Here is an 18,697-nt window from a genome sequence, read left to right as displayed (position 1 = left end):
AGCTCCCTCATACAATCGCAGCGTCGCAATCAAGAGAAAAAATAAGTTGCTAACCTGCCCTGAGGTCGGCTTAAAAATATGCGCCACGAGCGTCTGCTCAGCGTGGGCGATTGGCATGCTGCTCCGCCGACGATTTTCCCGGTATATCACAAGTCTAAGATGCGACGGAAGGTACCGATTGGGCAGAACGGGATGCTGGTTAGTCGTGCTGAACTGGCTGACCGTATCGGCGCCTGCTTTGCGCTCAGCCTCGGGTTTGTGCTTTGGTTTTCCCATTCGTGTTCGTTGTGCGAGCACCGCTGGGATTGGCGTCTACTGAGACTGTAGCCGTCCGTCCAGGTATCAATGCGAGATCTGAAGGCACCTGATCGATGCGGACGCGTACGGGGAAACGCTGAGCAAGGCGAACCCAGGAGAATGTAGGCGCAACTGAGGGAAGCAAATTCGCTGTCTGAGAGCGCTGGTCGTCGGCAATGCCCGCTGAAATACTCTCAACGTGGCCGACGAGCACCCGATCGTCACCCATCAGTTCAACCCGTGCCGCACTGCCAACGTGTATGTGGCGTAGTTTTGTCTCCTCAAAATACCCTTCGACGCGGAGTGAGTCTTTATCGATCAAGGCGAGCGCTTGTGTACCTGAGCCGATGAAGTCACCGGGATGCAAGTCCAGGTTGGTTACGATCCCGTTGACGCTTGCCCGAACTGCGGTGCGAGATACGTTGAGCGCGGCTGTGCTTCGGGAAGCGATAGCCTGATCGACGCTGGCCAGAGCGGTTTGAACCCTAGCGGTATTCTGCTCATGCGTCTCTACCGACACTAGGTCCCCGAGCGCCAGATCCCGCTTTGCTTCTCGTCGTGCCTGGTTCAACGTCGCCCGGGCGCTTTCAATTGCGGCGTCATCGGCTGCGAGCGCATCGCTGTAGCGCGGTCGGTCGACCACAAACAAGAGTTGACCGATCTTGACTTCCTCGTTGTCGTGGATTGCTACGAGGGTTACCAGACCGCCCACGTCAGGCGCAACGCGCACTATGTCGGCGCGAACGTGTCCGTCGCGCGTCCATGGTTGAGTTTCGTAGCGTTGCCATATTGCGACTGCTGCAACCACCGCAGTGATCACTAACGCCAAAGTGAATAGCCATCGGGACAAGGCGGCAAGCATTCGCTTCATATACTTAACTCCTGCAAACCTGAGCTGCATGCAACGACGAGGCCCATGACGATTATAAGAAGAGCAAGATCCACCAAGGGCCGATAGGCGAAAAAACGGTATAGCTTCAAAATTGAAATTAACGCTGACAAGAACGCAAAAACAACAAGCGATATGATGCCTAGAAATACAAGCACGGGCAGGTACACCCCGCCAAGAGACACCTCCCCGATCATAATTGCGCCTCGCCTATCGTCGCGCTTGGGAAGAGATTACAACGTAAGCTAGTGATCAGCGTGGCGGCGGCCCGCCGGCGCGCCAAGTCCGGATCGCCACCAACGTCGTGAACCAAGCTGTCCAGCATTGCCAGCAGCTCGGGTTTCGGCTGGGCGCCCATATCTCGAGCGCGCTCGGAATAGAAGTCAGCTATTGCCTTTAATACTTCTCCCATAGTCGCCCGCCGACTGAGTGGGGACTGATCCATCAAAATCCGCAGCTCGCCCGCGACTAAACCAATGCGCAAGTCCTGTAATGCGTCGACCACTGAACTATCTGGCTCTCCCGGCTGCGCAGTAGACCGCGTGGCGACCATGCTAATGCGATCAAGCATACGGCTCACCCATGGAGCAAGTTCATTAAATCGTCCTTCAGTGCGCCCAATCACGTCACGAAATCCAGCTTGGCGTAGGCGCCGAACAGCCTCTTGGTCGCCAAACGTTCTAAAGATAGAAAGCGTCACAATTGCGAATGCAGTGCCGACATTTTGAGCAATTGCACCATTGATGAAACCGGGGAAGTCGCGGCTGTATGTGGCATTCAATCCGACCGTATTGATTAGGCCGATCAAGGCGCCGAGAGCGAGCAATGAGATCGGTGGGCGTGCTAGCGCGCTTCCTAGAAACAAAAGCGACGGTGCGAGTACGGCTGCGAGCATGACAAAATCGGTCACACGTGGGAACACCACATACCCATAGGCTGTCGCGAGGCAGCTCCCGGCTATTGATCCTATGAGAAATTTCTTCGCTGCCGCGGTCGGGTTATCCGTGGGTCCGAAGAGGGCACAGGTCACGCCGGCGATGAGTGCGGCCACTGCGCCGTCGACCCATTCAGTCGCGATCCAAAAAGTGCATGCAAGTAGAACCGTTATAGCGGCACCTACCGCCGACCTTGTCGCGGCTCCTACGTCAGTGTGGAACGACCGGCTACCTGCGGTTTCGATCAACCCGGCGGTTATTCCCTGATCGTCAGATTTGACGTTATAAATCGAATTCGACAAAAGGAAAGCGTTGCGATGTGCCTCTATTAGCTCAATCAATCTGACAGTCAGATTGACAGTGACCATGTCTCTCCACTGCCAAGAGTTCTCGACGCTGGGTTCCAGGCGTCGTGCTTGTTCGATTAACGCGCCTGCCTGTGCGCCGAACGAGGCGTTTTCGCGATCGGATAGCCATTCGATCACGCGTTCAAGTAGACCCGCAAATCCGGCGGGAAGACCACTTTGATCTCTTAACAGAACGTCGATTCTGTCTTCGACGGCACGGACTACCCCAACCATAAGAGACAACTGTTGCTGCAGCGCGCGAATCACGTCGACGCGAGGCACAGACCTACCCATGTCGTATGGCAGATGGTACGACAGCTGCTGAAGCTCGTTGATGTCAAGTACTACACGTTGGCGCTCGCGCCGAAAGGTTTGACTCCGTTCACCGGATAGCGCCCTAATAGTCCACGCTTTCGTGTTGTTTCTAATTTCGCGGACGCGAACCTTCAGCTGCCTCGTTACCGTCGAGGGAAAAATGAAAGCGTGGACGAACCCCGCCACGACGATGCCAATCACGATCTCTTGCACTCGCAAAATAGCGGTGTTGAAAATTACCCCTGGGGCATTGACACTCGGGAAGCCGATGATACTAGTGGTATAGCCAGCCAAAAGGAAAGTGTAAGCCCGTGGTGTGCGGTCCAGAGCGGAGGCAAACATGCACACGCCTAGCCAAGTTGCCATTGCTAGACTTAATACCACCGGTTGGTTGACGAAATTGGGAACAAGCACAACCGCTGCGGCCCCTCCCAAGATCGTTCCGGCAAGACGGTACGCTGATTTAGAAAGGACGGCGCCTGCGAATGGCTGAGAGACAAGATATACCGTCGTTATAGCCCAGAAAGGACGCGCTAGTCCGATCTCGAGCGCGATCCAATACGCGAGAATTGCTGCTACAAAACTACGCAGCGAGAATAGCGTGGGTCCGAGATCTGCATTTTTCATGGTTTATCAGTGTACATGCATCTAATTTTGAAAACCTTAGCGATGTGCACTCGTCGTGTTGTCAACAGGATGCGTAGTTCGTTCGTACAGCTCCCGCGTTGGGGCGTTATTGGACGGCGACGAGAATCCATTATTCGACTAGGTCTAGTCCAGTATCCTCGGGAAATGGATGTGCCGGTACATCAAAAGTTGTCTTTTTAGAGCAACTCTTTCAATAATTTTTTTGGCATTCATACAATCATCATGGCGTTATGAGTGAGTGAGGCTGAATACCGAGCTTTTTTAGAAAAGCCCACTTACAACGAAAGCAAACCCAGCGAGCCTGCAGCTAGCTGAGTCGTCTGGGCGTTGCCCTTCTCAGATGCGCAACACGACTGAGTCTCGCATCGTCGACCAATATAGTTACGCTCCAGCCGTATTGAACACGATGCGGGCCGGCAGTGGTCCGTATAACTAGATATTGGTTCGATGCCGGTATCAGGGACTGTCAGACGCAATCGTCAATTAGGTCCACGTTGTTCGGGGTGAACGATCGCGGGCCCGCTTGAGTCGACGCTGTATTCCCGCTCGCGCTCCCGCTCCCACCCACCGCCTAGCGCGAGGAACAGGTTCGCTTGATCGATCGCCACCTGTCCTTCGGAGGCTGCGACCTGCGCGCGAGTCCCGGTTAGCGTGCGAGTCGCATCTAGGTCGGAAATGAATGACTGCCGGCCGCCGACATACGACCGGTGCGTTTCGTCGGCCGACTCTGTAGCTGACTTAAGCGCGGCACGTAAAGCTTCGGCTCGGGTATAGTCGGCAACGTAGGTGGCTAGAGTCGTCTCCGTTTCGCGTAAAGCATTTAAGACGACGCCGTCAAAATGCGCGAGCGCCGCTGTGCTCGTATCTTCCGCCTCATGCACGCGACCGCGGGCACCGTTGGTAGGGAAGGTCCAACTGATGAGAGGGCCGAAGCTCCAATGATTGGTCGATAACATCCCTAAGTCTTCGAGTACACCGGTTGTCCCAGCCGACGCTCCGAAAATTACGGTCGGATAAAGCGCACCGGTGGCTACGCCGACCCGCGCCGTCGAAGCCGCAAGTTGCCGCTCTGCCTCACGTACATCCGGGCGACGCATAAGCAATGTGGCTCCGTCGCCTACTGGCAGTGCTTGCTTTATCTGGGGGACCGCGTTGCACGTGAGCACAGCAGGCGGCAGATCCGACGGAGCACGCGCAAGCAACATCGCGAGTTGGTACTGCGCCATTTTGCGGCGACCTGTATAGCTGGGGATTTCCGCCGCCAGGGACTGGAGCTGGGTCTGTCCGTTCGTCACATCCGGTCGATTGCCGCGTCCGGCATTGCGCAGTCGGCGCGAGACGTCGACGCGCTGCCTCTGCAGTGCAAGCGATTGCTCCGCGATGGCCAGTTGTTCCGCCGCCAAGCAATTTTCGATGTAAGCGCGTACGACGTCGGCCACGACGGTAATACGCGTGAGGTCCTCAGCCGCCTGAGTTGCTTCGCCGTCGGCATTCGCGGCCTCTACGCCACGGCGCAGCTTGCCAAATAGATCGAACTCATAGGAAATCTTGATGCCGACATCTCCTTCGTTTGCCACCGGCACCTTGCTGAAGATCAGGTACTGCTCGCCAGACTCTTGCGCTCGCTCGAATGCTGCGGACGCGCTACCAGAAAATCCCCCTTGGGCCTCCGCGACGCGAAGTGCTTCTTGATATCTTGCAAGATTAGCGGCGGCGACACGCAAGTCGGTGTTCGAATTCAGTGCATCACTGACGAGTTGTTCAAGAAGCGGATCGTCGTATAGATGCCACCAGTCGGAGGGGACCTGCTCTTGCGCGATATGCTGTCCGTCGACATCTGGAAGCGACGCGTGGGCGAAAGGGGCGTTGAGGACGGCGGATTTTGGTAGCGAATAGTTCGGTCCAACGGTGCAGCCGCATGCGACCAGCAACAGTGCTACCAATGACAGATCAGGGAGTATGCTCAAGCGCTTCATATATGGTGCTCGTAAGAAGTCTTTCTCGAACGCGAAATGCGTTTCCAAGGGCGCCTTCGCGCATGACCACGGTAGCTAAATCACATACACTGCTGAAGGAGCCGGTTCGGCGCGGGGCACATCTTCCCACATCTCCCACCTCCGGCGTAGCGTGCCGATTAAGAAATCAACAACGGTGAAGATCGCACATGATGGCGGTCCCACCGGCGAATATCCAAGGAAGATGCTCGGTAGACCGACCTTAAGACCCCCGCGCACTACAGCCGTGTCTGCCGGCTCAAAATTCGCTTCACCGGGGCGGCAAGTTCTTCCAAAAAGTATTAGCCGCGTCCAGGCCTATACTCAGGAAATTGTCCATGGCGGCCTTGTTCAGATTTCCGTTCGAGTCTCTAGTGTACGAGTCCATAAGGTCGTTGAACACGTGGCTTCCACTCGCAATGCTGTTGCTAACCCCCGTAACAAATTCGCTAAGCGATACCTGCCCATCTTTAGACGTGTCGAAGGTTTGGAAGAGTTGCTTCGCAGCGTCAGCCGATACGCCGACTCGTGCAAGCTGAGACTGGAACTGATCAGGTGACAGCGAACCGTCGTTGTTCTTGTCTCCTTGCGAGAACATCTGGGGAGCCCATGCCACGGCCAAAGGCATCGATTGCATTGTCTGACTCTCGGCTGCTCCGGTGGTAGTGTTGGTGGCCGTTATCGTCTGCTGGGAAATGAACCCTTGAAGGGTGGATGTATCCGGAGAATCCGATGAAGTGGAAGTTTTATTTTGCGCAGAATTGGCGTACCCCTGATAAGCCGACGTCAGACTGTTCAAGGAGGAGATAGACATGGCGGATCCTTTTAATATGAGTGATCTTTGGAGTGCAGGAGGTTGCTGCACGCCGTGCAGGCACCCAATCTGGATTACGGATCGTTTCCATATAACTTTAGGGTTTGCGTTGCGGATTATCGAGTTTCGCAGTCTGCGCGAAAGTGGCTCTCGGAAAGCCACAGTGCAGGAACGGTGCCGACGCGTAGCAAGCCACGCACGGCGTTGACCTCGTCAAGAGGCGCTTGGGCGCGCTTGCCAGCCCCTAGCTGCGAGAACGACGCTGCCAAACCCGTCGCGCTAGGATAGTTTTTGCAGGTCCTCGATTCCACTACAATACGGCCTCACTATCCCGAATAGAAGCAATCAATTTATGGAGCAAAATGGGACACTCGCAGGCTGACAAAATTGCTACTCACAAACGTATTGTCGAAACGGCGGCGAAGCGATTTCGCGAATTTGGGTTGGAGGGTGTCAGTGTCGCCGACGTGATGAGCGATGTGGGCCTTACGGTGGGCGGCTTCTACAAACACTTCCGGTCGCGAGACGATATGATTTGCGAAGCATTGTCTGAGGCGCTCAGAGATATTGGGCCTTGGAAGGCAGCTATTGCAACCGACCCGCAGCAGGCGATGCTCGGCTATGTGTCCGAACGGCACAGGGACAATATCTCGGCATGCTGTCCGATCGCGGCGCTGGTCAACGATGTAAGCCGCGGTACGGTGCAGACTCGCGAAATCTATACAGGCCAGGTACGTCGCGTCTTTGATCTCCTGGAAAAGTCGATCGCCAAGGAACACCATTCCGACAGACGTCCTCAGGCTATGCTCGCCTTTAGCGCGTGCGTCGGTGCAATCGCCCTCTCCCGGGCGGTGTCAGACCCAGAGCTTTCGAAGCAGATCCTCGACGGGGTCGCGCGCCAGTTGGTTGAACTGTTCGAACCTCGGCCGAAGATAAAATAGTGCTTGTTTCTGCCGTTCGACCCGTTAAGGATTTCGCGTAAACGCGTATATGCAGGTATTTGAACGTGCACCACCGTTACCTCGCTTGGGCGGGTAAGGAGACCGCTGGCGTCGACATTTTCCGATTTAACTCGCTGGCAAAATCGTCGAGCATTGGGACACGCTGAAGCCGGTTCCTGAATCGTCCGACAAAACAAATGCAATGTTCTAGAAGCGAGATGCTAAGTTCGCCGTCTGGCGGGGAGTGATCGCTAACTGCTCGCTGCCCGACGGTGCGTCGGCGTCACCGCGCACGATGGCGGCGAGACAAACGAAGCGATTGGCCAGCGCCGCCGACAGCGAATTGCCACCAAATTGTGGCGTCTGCACAAAAATAACACGATAGCCCCAATCTGGAATCTGAGATGAATATGTGCGTATACTCCACCTTGAAAACGATTTTACTTGAGAGGTGCAGATGGAATTGCCGCAATGCAGCTGTTCGTCGCTACGTAGCGCGACACGGGCGCTTTCACTTGCGTTTGACGATGCATTGCGGCCGAGCGGGCTACGTGTGACGCAATTTGCGATCTTGTCAGGTTTAGCTGTGATCGGGGAGCTTCCATTAAGCACACTTGCTGATTTGATGGTGATGGACAGAACGACGCTTGGAAGGAATCTCAAACCGCTACAACGCGATGAGTTGGTAGACATAAACATCGGCACCGATCGTCGTGAGCGACTCGTAAGTATCACCCCGGGTGGACGCAAGACGTTCATGCGCGCCATGCCTCTCTGGGAGGACGTGCAGCGGCGCTTTGAAAAAAAGGTTGGCAAGCGTGAAGCAAAAGAGCTTCGTGACAAAATGGTCACGCTTGTGAATGTTGGTCGCCAGCTTGCGGAAGAAAACCAGAAAGCGGGCTAAGTATTCCCGTGCGTTCGGCCGTCGGCGCGAATTATTTGCTCTTCGACCTTTTCCATAGCCCGTATTGGCCCTGGCGATCCCGATGTTCTGGTCGAAGGCGGCTGCTACGTAGCCACAGGACATACTTTTGAAGATTACTTTTCCGCACAGACGGGTTTGAAGATGGACTTCACGCAGGTATGTCCTTGGAGATACTGGATGCGCTCCTATTAATTTGCAAGCGGCAGCCCTGCCGGGCGGGCTCACGACGGATATTTCCGTTATCTGTACGACGCGCTACGGTCGGGCCCACTGCAATCCCTTGACCGAATGGCGGGACAGTTTGCTGCGCGCCGCCCCTGTATTAGATCTGCGGGCGTAGTTCTTTCGCGTGCCATAGCATTATCCATGCGGCGATCTCGGGTAAGCGCGCCGCGATGCACTGTGATTCAACGCCCTCGCCATCATAGAGCGCTGTTCCCTCCCAAACGAGCAGCAGCGTGTCGGCGAGTTCCTGGCTCGGTAGATCGCAGGTCGTTTGACAATTTCAAAAGCAATGAGCGAAACACCGCCCTGTGAGTAGCATATTTTTGTCTCACCGGATGGCCAGCGTCCCCGTAGTAGCGGGAAATAATGCTTAATGCGCGTCCCGCGTAACCGGCGCGAAGCATGCGGCGCGAGAGATCGCGGAACAGTTCGCGAATGTTCTTAGCGGGGTCGTCATCCATCGGCTCGAGTGCATCAACCCATTGCTGCTCCTCCCTTGCTCGCAGCCACCTCGCACAATCGAGCACAAAGGCTTCACGTGAACCGAACAGACGGTACACGCTCATCTTGTTCAGTCGCGAAGCTTGCGCCAGATGTTCAATAGTGACAACGTTTAAGCCGTAACGACAAAAAAGCTCTGCAGCAACCTCCAGAAGCGCGCCACGCGCAAAGTGCGGCGGGACCCTGGCACGTCGCTCCTTCTTCTCTTTTACCAAATTCAAAAACACGCCCTGCATGTCTTCGCTCCGCTTTCAGCCGTTTTGAGGCTCAGCCCGTGCAGTCGGATGAAAGTCAAAACCTCAACTTATTCCACTGTCTTCGGAACCCATTCGCATCACTCCATAGGTTGAACCAGATGACCGGCTGTTGGGGCATCCGGCGCACTAGCCCTCGCAGGCCTTTGAAACAGAACAAATGTCAGCATGCCGGTAACAGCAGCGACGATAGCCGCTACCAGGCATGCGAGACCAAATCCTGCGGCGAAGGATGTTGACGCAGCTGAGAGGAGATGAACACGGATTGAATCAGGCAGGTTGGTGAATGCCCCCACCAGGTCACCCGACGCGATGCGAGGCGCGGCCTCGGCGGCACTTTTCGGATCGAGGCCAAGTGCCGAAGCCGCTGTAAGAAAGTGCCTGGTAGCCGACGACGAGAGTGCCGCTCCGAGGCCGGCAACGGCAAGCAGAAGCCCGGTGAAGCGCGTTGTCGATGTCAAGCCAGACGCCATCCCCGAGCGCTGCGGAGGCACGGCGCCCTGCATTGCCTTCGAAGTCTCGCTGTTCAGCAGGCCTGCGCCAGCTCCGAGCGCGACCATGCCCAACGCAAAGACACCGTAGCTCGCGTCGATTCGGCTGAACAGGAAGAGGGACAGGTCACCAACGAAGGTTGTGGCCAAACCCAGAGTCAGGAGTGCCCGGCTTGAGTAACGTGCTGACAGACTTGCGCCTAGCCGGGGTGTAAAGAACATCGGCAGCGCAAACGGAAGCATTGCCAAGCCTGCTTTCGCTGGCGTAAAGCCATACGAATTCTGCAGAGCTAAAGGCAGATAAAAGATCATTACCTGCGCTGCGCCCGCATATCCCAGCATTGCGAAGGCCGTTCCGAGGAACGTCGGTTGTTTGAACAGCGTGAAATCGATCATCGGCCGTTCCTGCCGCACTTCAATGGCAACAAACGCGACAAATAGAACAACCGACGCGAGGAGTCGCCAAGCAATTGCGAAGGAAGTCCAACCAAGGCTGTTACCATCAATTAGCCCCCAAATTAATAGAAACAAACTGGTGCTGAACGTAGCTATTCCGCCCAGATCAAGACGTTTCGCTTCGTGATCGCGAGACTCTTTGAAAACCTTCGCGGTTGCAACGAGGAAGACTATTCCGACTGGCAGGTTGAGCAAGAATGCCCATCGCCATCCGAAGAAGTCGGTGATGACGCCTCCAGCAATCGGGCCGCTCGTAATCGCGATACCGAGGCATGCTCCCCAGAAGCCATAGGCTCGGGCTCTGTCCGCGCCTGAAAATGTCTTGTTTATAACGGCCATCGAAGCCGTTAGCAGTAGGCTGGCACCCACTCCCTGCAACGCACGCGCCAAGTTCAACATGAGCGAAGAGGTTGCAAATCCGCAGAGGGCTGACGCGACGGTGAAAATCGCCAGACCAATCAAGGTGGCCCGCTTCCGGCCATGCCGGTCGGCGAACGAGCCGGCCGCTAGCAGAAGCGCCGAGAAGGTCAGTACATACGCGCTGACGACCCATTCAATATCAGTGAACGTTGCGCCGAGCGACCGCGCGATGGCGGGCAGCGATACGGCAACAATATTTGAGTCCAGCATGATGAGAGACGAAACAGCAGACGCGACCAGCAGAATCAGGAATTTTCCTGGTTCGTACCCGCGCTTAGCGTCTCCCTGGCTTCCTTGGGGCATAGCAAACTCCTATTTTCCTGTTGCCCTACGGCGTTGGGTGCCGTGCGCGGTTGAGCTGTCGGCCGTGACCCGAAGGAGCGCCATGCGAAGAGCTCCAGCTTCCTCGACACCAAATCTGTTCTCAAATTGTTCTTGTGCTGCTTGCCACATCACCTGAGCTTCTGAGATCTTCCTGCGTCCGTCTGGAGTCAGTACGATCCGTTTGATTCGACGATCCGCTCGATCCGCCGCCGACGTGATAAACCCATCCCGCTCAAGCGGACGAAGATTCTTTCCCAAGGTTGATCGATCCATTGCAAGGGCGTCCGCCAGTTCTCCCATTGTTGGCGCAGTGCCGGCACCTCGGTCGATCTCTGCAAGAACTGATAGCTGCGTTGAGCGCAGCCCGGACGGTCCGAGAAATTCGTCATACGCCTGCGACAGACGTCGAGAAGCCTTTCGGAGCGCGGTGTTGTTGCACCGGTGGAGTTCGATCAAAACAACAGCCGCTGACATGAATGCACCTAATTAAGGGGATATACCCGTATTTACGAAGAGAGGATATACACGTATCACGACCGTGTCAACGCTGCTGCCGTTTCCGAAGTACTCGCCATCGGAGCTTCCAAGCTCAAAGGTACTGGGGCTCGGTTGCGCGGCATATTGAAGGGGCAGCATCGAGCGAACCACAACTCGCGACTGGTCGAGCGGTTGCTTCGTGACATTGGAATCGACTTTTCGCAGGGTTTTCTGCGACATCGACCGGTTCCGCTTGACCAACTACTAAGGTAAGCGGACAAGTGATAGCCAAATCAAGCGGGGCAGCATGCAGCCCGACCCAACAGCGGTCAAGTTCTGTCGGCTGCTAGGCCGAGATAGCGGTTTTCGTAGGAAAATTGCACGCACATCGTGCGTGTACCGACAGGCGACCATACCTATAGACAACTTGAGTTGGAATCCAACCCTTGTAAAGTCAAGTTGATTACAAAGAATATAGTTGAGGGACCACCTGCCAAGATCCCGCACGATGATGCCTTGGGATTTAAAGCCGGATGGCGCGGGCATCGTGATGCATACAGGAGCTGCGGCAGCTTGGCGCGTTCGGGCGGCAGTCTTCAGCGCCAGCAAGCTCTTTCTTCTGGCGGCAACCACGTACGCTTGCTAACGAAACATCAGCATTTATTGCAGCCTTCGATTCCGTTGATTGGACGTCATCCTGCAAGGCTTTTGCATGTCCGGTCGCGTTCAAAAGCGCCGTAGAATAAGAGATCATAATGATTGACTTGCTAGAGTTGGCGCTAAGCGCGCATGGAGGCCTTTCGCGCTGGCAGCATTTAACTGACACAAACGCTGTCATGTCGACGACCGGATCGCTGTGGGCGAAGAAGCGGCGATCCGACGACTTGATCCACTTGGCCATCGCTGCAGCGACGCGTGACCAGCACGTGATTATCAAGCCGTTTCCCGCAACTGATTGTCACGCTTTATTCGAGCCGGAATACGTGAGTATCGAAACAATCGGAGATATCCTTCTTGATCACCGCGAGAGCCCGCGCGCTGGGATCGCAAAGCGCGGTGATGACGAAAAATGGGACGATCTCGACGTCGCGTATTTTCTTGGATACTTGCTTTGGACATATCTGACATTGCCATTCCATTATGCGTCTCCAGGATTCGTTTCCGAGGAATTATCGCAGTGGAAAGAGAAGGGGGAGACATGGCGCCGATTGAAGATCAAGTTTCCTTCCGATTTCGCAGCGCATTCACGTAGCCAGATTGCTTACTTTGGTAACGACGGCTTGATTCGCCGCCTTGACTATTCGATTGACGTGCTTGGTGCGATACCGTGCGTTGACTATGCGTCAGACTATCGGGAGTTCAACGGCATCATGCTACCCACAGTGCACGAAGTTCATAGCCATCTACCAAATGACAAAGACGGCGAAGTCCTGCTTTCGGTGCAGATCGCCACTGTCTCGTACTTCTAGGCATCATCTGCGCCGGCTTTCGCAAAACGCTGTAGCGGCAAACTTTGCTTTGGGAGAAATCTTCATGTCCCAGCTTCAAATGGTTGATCGCATCGAGATTAGAGTCCTTGTTGACAATGTCACCGACAGTCTTTCGTCAACACCACACTCCGTGACACGGGAGTGGTCGTTACTGGAAAGCAGGGGAATGCGACTGATTGGTGGGGGTGCACTCTGCTGCGCAAATCATGGGCTGTCTCTCCTTGTAACCGCCTACAGCGGTGAAAAAGAAAGGACCCTATTGTTTGACGGCGGCCCGGTGGATTACGCCGTTGAGCGCAATGGCATCCGGATGGGGGTGGATTTCGGTGCAGTCGAAGCGATAGTTTTGTCGCATGGGCATTGGGACCATGCGGGGGGGCTGCCACGTGCTCTGGAGCTCATATCGCAGGGAAACGACGGTACTCCAGTTCCGCTCTACCTGCATCCGGGAATGTTCGAGCTGAGAGGGGTACGTCGCCCCGACGGCAGTGTGATGCCGATGGCTCCTGTCCCGCTGCCGCAGGAATGGGCAAGGCTGGGTGCTGTCCCGATTGTGACTACGGTCGAACAATTATGCCTCGATAACACATTCTTTATCAGCGGGGAAATCCCTCGGGTCACGGCCTTCGAGGTTGGCTTTCCAGGGCATGTGCGACAACCATCCGGGAGTGAAACTTGGGACGCAGATCCACTTCTGGTTGATGAACGGTTTCTCGCTTGTCACGTTCGCGACAAGGGTTTGATACTGTTTAGCGCCTGCTCTCATGCTGGAATCGTGAACGTCTTGCGTCAAGCAACTGAAGTTTTCCCAAACGTCAAAATACACGCGGTGATAGGCGGCCTACATCTTTCAGGCCCGAACGAAGCCATCATTTCGGAAACTGTTCGCGATATGGGTGCGTTTAATGTTGATGTCTTCGTTCCCGCGCACTGCACCGGTTGGCGTGCCGTCAACGCAATGGTGAGGGAGTATGGTGAAAGCGCTGTGATGCCTTGCGCTGTCGGAAAGATGTATGTTTTTTGAGCGGAGCCCAGGGCTTGGCGCAGCGCATAGGTGAGCGCTAAGTATTTAGTGTTTGCCAGATCTACCCTCATTCACTGGTTGTCTTGAGTGCCATGCTGACGCAACGCATGTGCGATTAAACTGCGCTTCCAATTAGACAGATCAGGGCGCACGCGCGCGGTGCACATGCCGAAAACCAAAGGGCACTAGGCAGGAAATTCGTGCCTTGCGATATAAGACTCCCGGGCGTCATTTCTCCTGGCCTGACGGGGTGCCGCTTCGAATCGAGGCAATTTACCCGTCTGCTATAGTTTTAGGCATGGCTAATGACTCGTACGCAAACGCTTATGCAGATGACGACCGGCGTCCGGTCGGATCTCTCAACGCGAGGGGAAGCGCACGGAAATTCCGGCCACCGTCGAACGGTGCGCGGCTTGGCAGAACGCACTTATCGCAGCGTGGCACAGCATCCGATTTGAGTCCTTACATAAATTTTCCCGCAGTATTGGGAAACTCGTCGCGCAGCATCTCTTCGGGATTCAGAATGTCGTCGTCGTGCATCACACAAACTGCAGAGGGACAAGCTACACCGCCGATGGCATTATTGGTGCTCACAAGCATAAGCATGGGGTCTACATTGGCAATCTCTACGATAGCGACAGTGTCTGCATAACCGACTTGAAGCCGCACTTGCACATGATGTCAAGCTGATTCGCGAACACTTGGGCACGCCAAAGCATGCCGACATTTACGGTCTTCGATATGACTCGGACAACGGGTCTTTGATGGGCGTCATAAACGATATGCGCAAGGCTTAAGCGCAACCTCATGGCGATCAGCTATTAAGATCATGGCGAAAATGCCTGCTTCAAATCTGAGGTGGTTCGTTCACGTCTCGGGTTGGATGCGGACTGACGCGGGCGACCACGCGAGGCGCTCGTTGACGCGAAAAATTATGGCGTTTAGTGACACACAACCTTTATGCGAGAAGGGGCACGGCGCAATGCCGTGCCCAACGATTTCGACGCGAAGTAATCACGGTCGCGAAGCGGTAGGTCGCCGAGGCAGGTTGGCCAAGGTTCTCGATATTTGAAAAGTCCGCCTCGCGGCGGTGCTCCCGTCTCTGCACAAGCCACTCGTGGCAGGGGAGGTCGGCGCAATGCGCGGCCCGTCAAGCTAATAAGTGTCCTGCGCAATTGATGCGAGCGGCCCGCACAGTTGCCTTCTTTTATCGCCTGATTTATAACGGCTCTAATTCAACAGCGCAATTGATTTGTAAATAAGCGCATATACGCCTATTTGTCAAAATTTTTTTATCCATCTTGACTAATAGGTGTATATAAACGCATTATCGACTAAGCTTAGAGGGCAGGGGTGCGCTAACGAGTCGTCAAAAATATTCGCGAATCGTTTTCACACGCGAAAGTACTGCGGGACGCGCCCGCCTGGCAGGGACGGATCGGGCATCTTAATGCACAAGGGGTGATGCAAGGTTCGCTAGAAGTGCCGCTGAAGGTGGCATGCTTGCGTATGTGAGTTGCGGAAGATGGTTGATGTCAGGTGACGGCCAGTTGTTCTCGCCAGATCAACGGCGCCGCGGGATCGGTTTCCCCTGCCTATTTGGTGGCGCCGGGGCATTGCGAGGCTCGAACGCATCGTCGCCAGATGCCAAAAACTGAAATGGCTTCGGCCGCCGCCACGTAGGGTGGATCAGGGTCACTGTCGCTGATTACAGCATCGTCGCGGGCATAGGCCCTTCCGGACCTAACTCAATAAGCCAGGAAAGTATCTCAAAATGGATCGTTGTGCAGTCATATTCGAACGGTTTTCTTTCGGGCGGTGCGAAATTTCGGTCGCACAGCGCCAGATCAGGTATTGCGGCGAAGTTATTGCCGTTGGTGACCGGTCGTTCGAGATTCTGCTTACACTTGCGAAAGCACGTGGAACGATTGTAAGCAAGGGCGAACTGATGGCGACTGTCTGGCCACAGCGCGTTGTTGAGGCAAACACTCTCGAATCCCATGTGTCGTCCCTGCGCAAAGTGCTTGGCACGGAGCGTGTTGCGATCCGTACCATCGCAGGCAGGGGTTACCAGTTCGTTGCTGATATCGTCGGTGAAGCAGAAAATCGGTCTTCAGGCCGCGAAACCGGCCTACCGGCCAGGCTATCCCCGCTCGTTGGGAGGGAAGCGGCCATAGCGACTCTTACGCAAATGGTGGAGTCGGACCGCCTCGTCACATTGCTCGGCACGGGTGGGATCGGGAAAACGCGCCTTGCAATCGAAACAGCAAGGTGCCTTGCAAGCTCGTTTCCCGACCGGGTTTGTCTGGCGGAACTTGCCAACCTTTCGTCGGGCGACCATGTTGCAATGTGCGTCGCAACTGCCCTTGGATTTCCGCCTGCGGACAGTCAAATACTTGAGGACCGGGTGGCTTCCGTCCTGAGTGACAAGAAAATTCTGCTGGTGATCGACAACTGTGAGCACATCATTGAAGCCGTAGCTAGAACTGTGGAGACTGTACTTAGGGCCTCGCCATTACTTCACATTATTGCAACATCGCGAGAGGTCCTCCGCGTGGAGGGTGAAAGAATTTATCAAGTACCCGCGCTTGTAGTTCCCCTGCTGGATAGCGACACCGTGCAAGATGTCTCAAGGCACAGCGCGGTACAGCTTCTCGATAAGCGTCTACGCGCTGCCGGCTTCGTTGGGAATGACGATATTGAAACGGCTAGATACAAAGCTCGAATCTGCCGGCGTCTCGACGGTCTTCCGCTAGCGATCGAACTCGCGGCCGCGCATGCGCAGGTTCTGGGTATAAAGTGCGTCGCTGAGCGACTGGAAGATAGGTTTGAATTGTTCAACCGGGGAAGCCGAGCGGTCTCTGCACGACATCAAACACTACGCGGCGCGTTGGATTGGAGCTACGACCTTCTCACAGATTCCGAACAGCAGATATTTGCGAGACTCAGCGTATTCGCCGGCGCGTTCTCAATCGAAACCGCCCAAGCCATTGCTTCCGACGAGGAAATGTCCCCGAACACCGTCCTCGAGGGAGTCGTGAATCTTGTGTCGAAGTCACTACTGACAGCTCAGACTTCGGGCGCCGTCATGAGTTACCGGATGCTTGAGACGACTCGCAGTTACGCAGCCGAGAGGCTCGTAGATGCTGGCGGGCTTTCGTTGACGGCGCGCCGACATGCGGAACACTTCCTCTCCGAATTTGAACGCGAAGAGTTAAATTGGGATCGCTCTGACTCGGGTCAGCTGCTGCCACGTTTTCGTGAATACCTTGACGACCTACGTTTCGCACTGCGTTGGAGCTTTTCGGACCAGGGGGACGTGGCGCTTGGAATTGCGATCGCCACGGCTGCTGTCCCGTACTGGATGAAAATTGGGCATGTTGCAGAGTGTCAGTTGAACGTTGAGAACGCTATGGCGCAGATGAACGCGAATCGCATCGCGGATGTCCAGCGAAAAATGAAGTTGCATCTCGCCCTCGGAGGGGTATTTGTATTCGCGTGTGCTGCCGAGAACGCGCGCGCGCATTTTGAAACTGCTTCGGAACTGGCGACAAAAGTGGGAGATACGGCCTTTAATCTTAAAGTTCTTTCCGGATTATGGGCGTGCACCTACCTACGCGGACCATTCGGTCTCTCACTACAGTACGCAAGACAATTCGAGGAGACTTGCCGGACTTGCGATGTGCGGGATGATGTAATTACCAGTCATCGCATGCTCGGGTCAGCATACTTCTGTGTTGGAGATATGAAGCGGGCTCGGGAGCATGTAGAGTCCTATCTTGCAAATGCTTCGTCGATCTCGTATGCATCGACTCTCGGTTTCCTTCTGGACGGCCAAGTCGGAGCGGAATGCGTTCTGGCGCACACACTTTGGATGCAAGGCTTCCCGGGCGCCGCAAGTGAAGCTATGCATCGAGCACTCGAGCGCGCGGATAGAGTCGGTGATGCCTTGAGTTGCTGGTTTGCTCGCCTGATGTGCTCTTGCCCGCTCACATTACTGATGGGTGGACCATCTGAGCTTCGCAGGCAGGTTGACGATCTTTCGAACATTGCGCGTGTACACGGCATGGCGTCGTGGGATGCGCACGTAGATGTTTGGGAGGGTATTGTCACCTCCGCCGAAGGTGATGCAGGAGCGTTTGATCGACTAATTGCTCCAGCGTTCGCGAAGTTCTCGGCATGGCAATTCAATGCAAGCCTTACTGGACTGTTCAGTGAGTTGTGCAGGCAGTTGGTGTTGAACGGTAGGTTGAGCGTGGCAGAGAAGTTTGTCTCAGAAGCGATCGCCCACGCTGAGCGCGTCGAAGATGGCTGCTCCTTGCCCGAATTGCATCGGCTTCGGGGTGAACTGGAAATTCACGCTGGCCGAGGTGGGTCAGAGCTGGTGGCCGAAGAGGCGTTTTCGCTTTCGTACGAGTTGGCGGAAGATGGTGGTCTACTGGCGTGGGGACTTCGCGCTGCGCTTAGTCTGGGGAAATTGCGGCAGAATCAGCAACGATACAAGGAGGCACACGACGTCGTCGAACACGTTCGGTGCCGCTTTACCGAGGCGTCCGATACAATCGACTTAATCGCCGCAGACAGGTTTCTTTCTGAGACTCGGAAAGCTGCGATGCGTTGCTGTAGTCCAGACTTGCCGGTGAGACTCTTGCCCGGTGCTTGACCGGCGTTTCAGGGCCTGCGTCTCGCTTCGGCCCCCAAGCAAGCGAGCCCGACTGAGATACTGACCGGCACGTTGAGTCCAGGAATCGGAGCCATGCGTTCGCCGTCAATTCTCGACAGTTACCTTTGGAAAGCGGGGAATGCAACCCGTTCCCCGAGCAATCCAGAATGCATTGCATGCCGCTTCTGTCGCGCTCGACAATATTGCGACACGCGAGGACGGTCGTCGTCAGAAAGGCGGTAGCCAGCTGCGATCCAGGATTTAACA

The 18,697-nt window shown here is 55.4% G+C and carries 13 protein-coding genes; 5 read left to right on the top strand and 8 right to left on the bottom strand.

What is annotated here, in order from left to right; all coding sequences use genetic code 11:
• Nucleotides 1-244: 244 nt before the first annotated feature.
• From AXG89_RS24890 to AXG89_RS24870, 5 genes are all read right to left on the bottom strand, one after another.
• Entirely contained in the window at nt 245-1,168 is a 924-nt protein-coding gene (locus tag AXG89_RS24890) for an HlyD family efflux transporter periplasmic adaptor subunit (RefSeq protein ID WP_062173526.1), read from the bottom strand.
• The gene (locus AXG89_RS24885) at nt 1,165-1,383 is read right to left on the bottom strand and encodes a DUF1656 domain-containing protein (protein ID WP_062173524.1); all 219 of its coding nucleotides are present in this window, start codon (nt 1,381-1,383) and stop codon (nt 1,165-1,167) included. Before AXG89_RS24885 ends, AXG89_RS24890 begins: the two co-directional genes overlap by 4 nt.
• Nucleotides 1,380-3,410, bottom strand: coding sequence for an FUSC family protein (locus AXG89_RS24880; protein WP_062173522.1), 2,031 nt, complete (start codon nt 3,408-3,410; stop codon nt 1,380-1,382). Before AXG89_RS24880 ends, AXG89_RS24885 begins: the two co-directional genes overlap by 4 nt.
• A gap of 500 nt (nt 3,411-3,910) precedes the next feature.
• On the bottom strand, nt 3,911-5,407 hold the full coding sequence (locus AXG89_RS24875) for an efflux transporter outer membrane subunit (RefSeq protein ID WP_062173520.1): 1,497 nt from the start codon (nt 5,405-5,407) through the stop codon (nt 3,911-3,913).
• A gap of 289 nt (nt 5,408-5,696) precedes the next feature.
• Nucleotides 5,697-6,239, bottom strand: a complete 543-nt coding sequence (locus AXG89_RS24870) for an EF-hand domain-containing protein (protein ID WP_062173518.1) — start codon at nt 6,237-6,239, stop codon at nt 5,697-5,699.
• Nucleotides 6,240-6,601: 362 nt separating this feature from the next.
• Here AXG89_RS24870 and AXG89_RS24865 point away from each other — a divergent pair, with 362 nt between their 5' ends.
• On the top strand, nt 6,602-7,180 hold the full coding sequence (locus AXG89_RS24865) for a TetR/AcrR family transcriptional regulator (RefSeq protein WP_062173516.1): 579 nt from the start codon (nt 6,602-6,604) through the stop codon (nt 7,178-7,180).
• Nucleotides 7,181-7,637: 457 nt separating this feature from the next.
• The gene (locus AXG89_RS24860; protein ID WP_062173514.1) at nt 7,638-8,084 is read left to right on the top strand and encodes a MarR family winged helix-turn-helix transcriptional regulator; all 447 of its coding nucleotides are present in this window, start codon (nt 7,638-7,640) and stop codon (nt 8,082-8,084) included.
• Between the two features lie 443 nt (nt 8,085-8,527).
• On the opposite strand, the gene AXG89_RS24855 is transcribed toward AXG89_RS24860, so the two are convergent.
• The 3 genes from AXG89_RS24855 to AXG89_RS24845 form a co-directional block, all read right to left on the bottom strand.
• Nucleotides 8,528-9,067 carry a TetR/AcrR family transcriptional regulator gene (locus AXG89_RS24855; RefSeq protein ID WP_062173512.1) on the bottom strand — a complete coding sequence of 180 codons (540 nt, stop codon included), beginning with the start codon at nt 9,065-9,067 and terminating at the stop codon, nt 8,528-8,530.
• Nucleotides 9,068-9,165: 98 nt separating this feature from the next.
• A complete protein-coding gene (locus AXG89_RS24850) occupies nt 9,166-10,755 on the bottom strand; it encodes an MFS transporter (RefSeq protein ID WP_062173510.1) in 1,590 nt (529 codons plus the stop codon).
• A 9-nt stretch (nt 10,756-10,764) separates the two neighbouring features.
• Nucleotides 10,765-11,250 carry a MarR family winged helix-turn-helix transcriptional regulator gene (locus AXG89_RS24845; protein WP_082771606.1) on the bottom strand — a complete coding sequence of 162 codons (486 nt, stop codon included), beginning with the start codon at nt 11,248-11,250 and terminating at the stop codon, nt 10,765-10,767.
• A gap of 758 nt (nt 11,251-12,008) precedes the next feature.
• On the opposite strand from AXG89_RS24845, the gene AXG89_RS24840 reads away from it, so the two are divergent.
• From AXG89_RS24840 to AXG89_RS24825, 3 genes are all read left to right on the top strand, one after another.
• Complete coding sequence (locus tag AXG89_RS24840; RefSeq protein WP_069638438.1) at nt 12,009-12,722, top strand: hypothetical protein; 714 nt, start codon at nt 12,009-12,011, stop codon at nt 12,720-12,722.
• Nucleotides 12,723-12,786: 64 nt separating this feature from the next.
• Nucleotides 12,787-13,767: an MBL fold metallo-hydrolase gene (locus AXG89_RS24835; protein WP_062173503.1), complete on the top strand. Its 981-nt coding sequence runs from the start codon at nt 12,787-12,789 to the stop codon at nt 13,765-13,767.
• Between the two features lie 1,774 nt (nt 13,768-15,541).
• Nucleotides 15,542-18,430 carry an ATP-binding protein gene (locus AXG89_RS24825; protein WP_062173499.1) on the top strand — a complete coding sequence of 963 codons (2,889 nt, stop codon included), beginning with the start codon at nt 15,542-15,544 and terminating at the stop codon, nt 18,428-18,430.
• The last annotated feature ends 267 nt before the right edge of the window (nt 18,431-18,697 follow it).

Origin of the sequence: Burkholderia sp. PAMC 26561, assembly GCF_001557535.2 — a bacterium.
Lineage (GTDB): Bacteria > Pseudomonadota > Gammaproteobacteria > Burkholderiales > Burkholderiaceae > Caballeronia.
The sequence above is the reverse complement of the archived record's forward strand: the minus strand, read 5'-3'. Positions and strand labels throughout refer to the sequence as shown.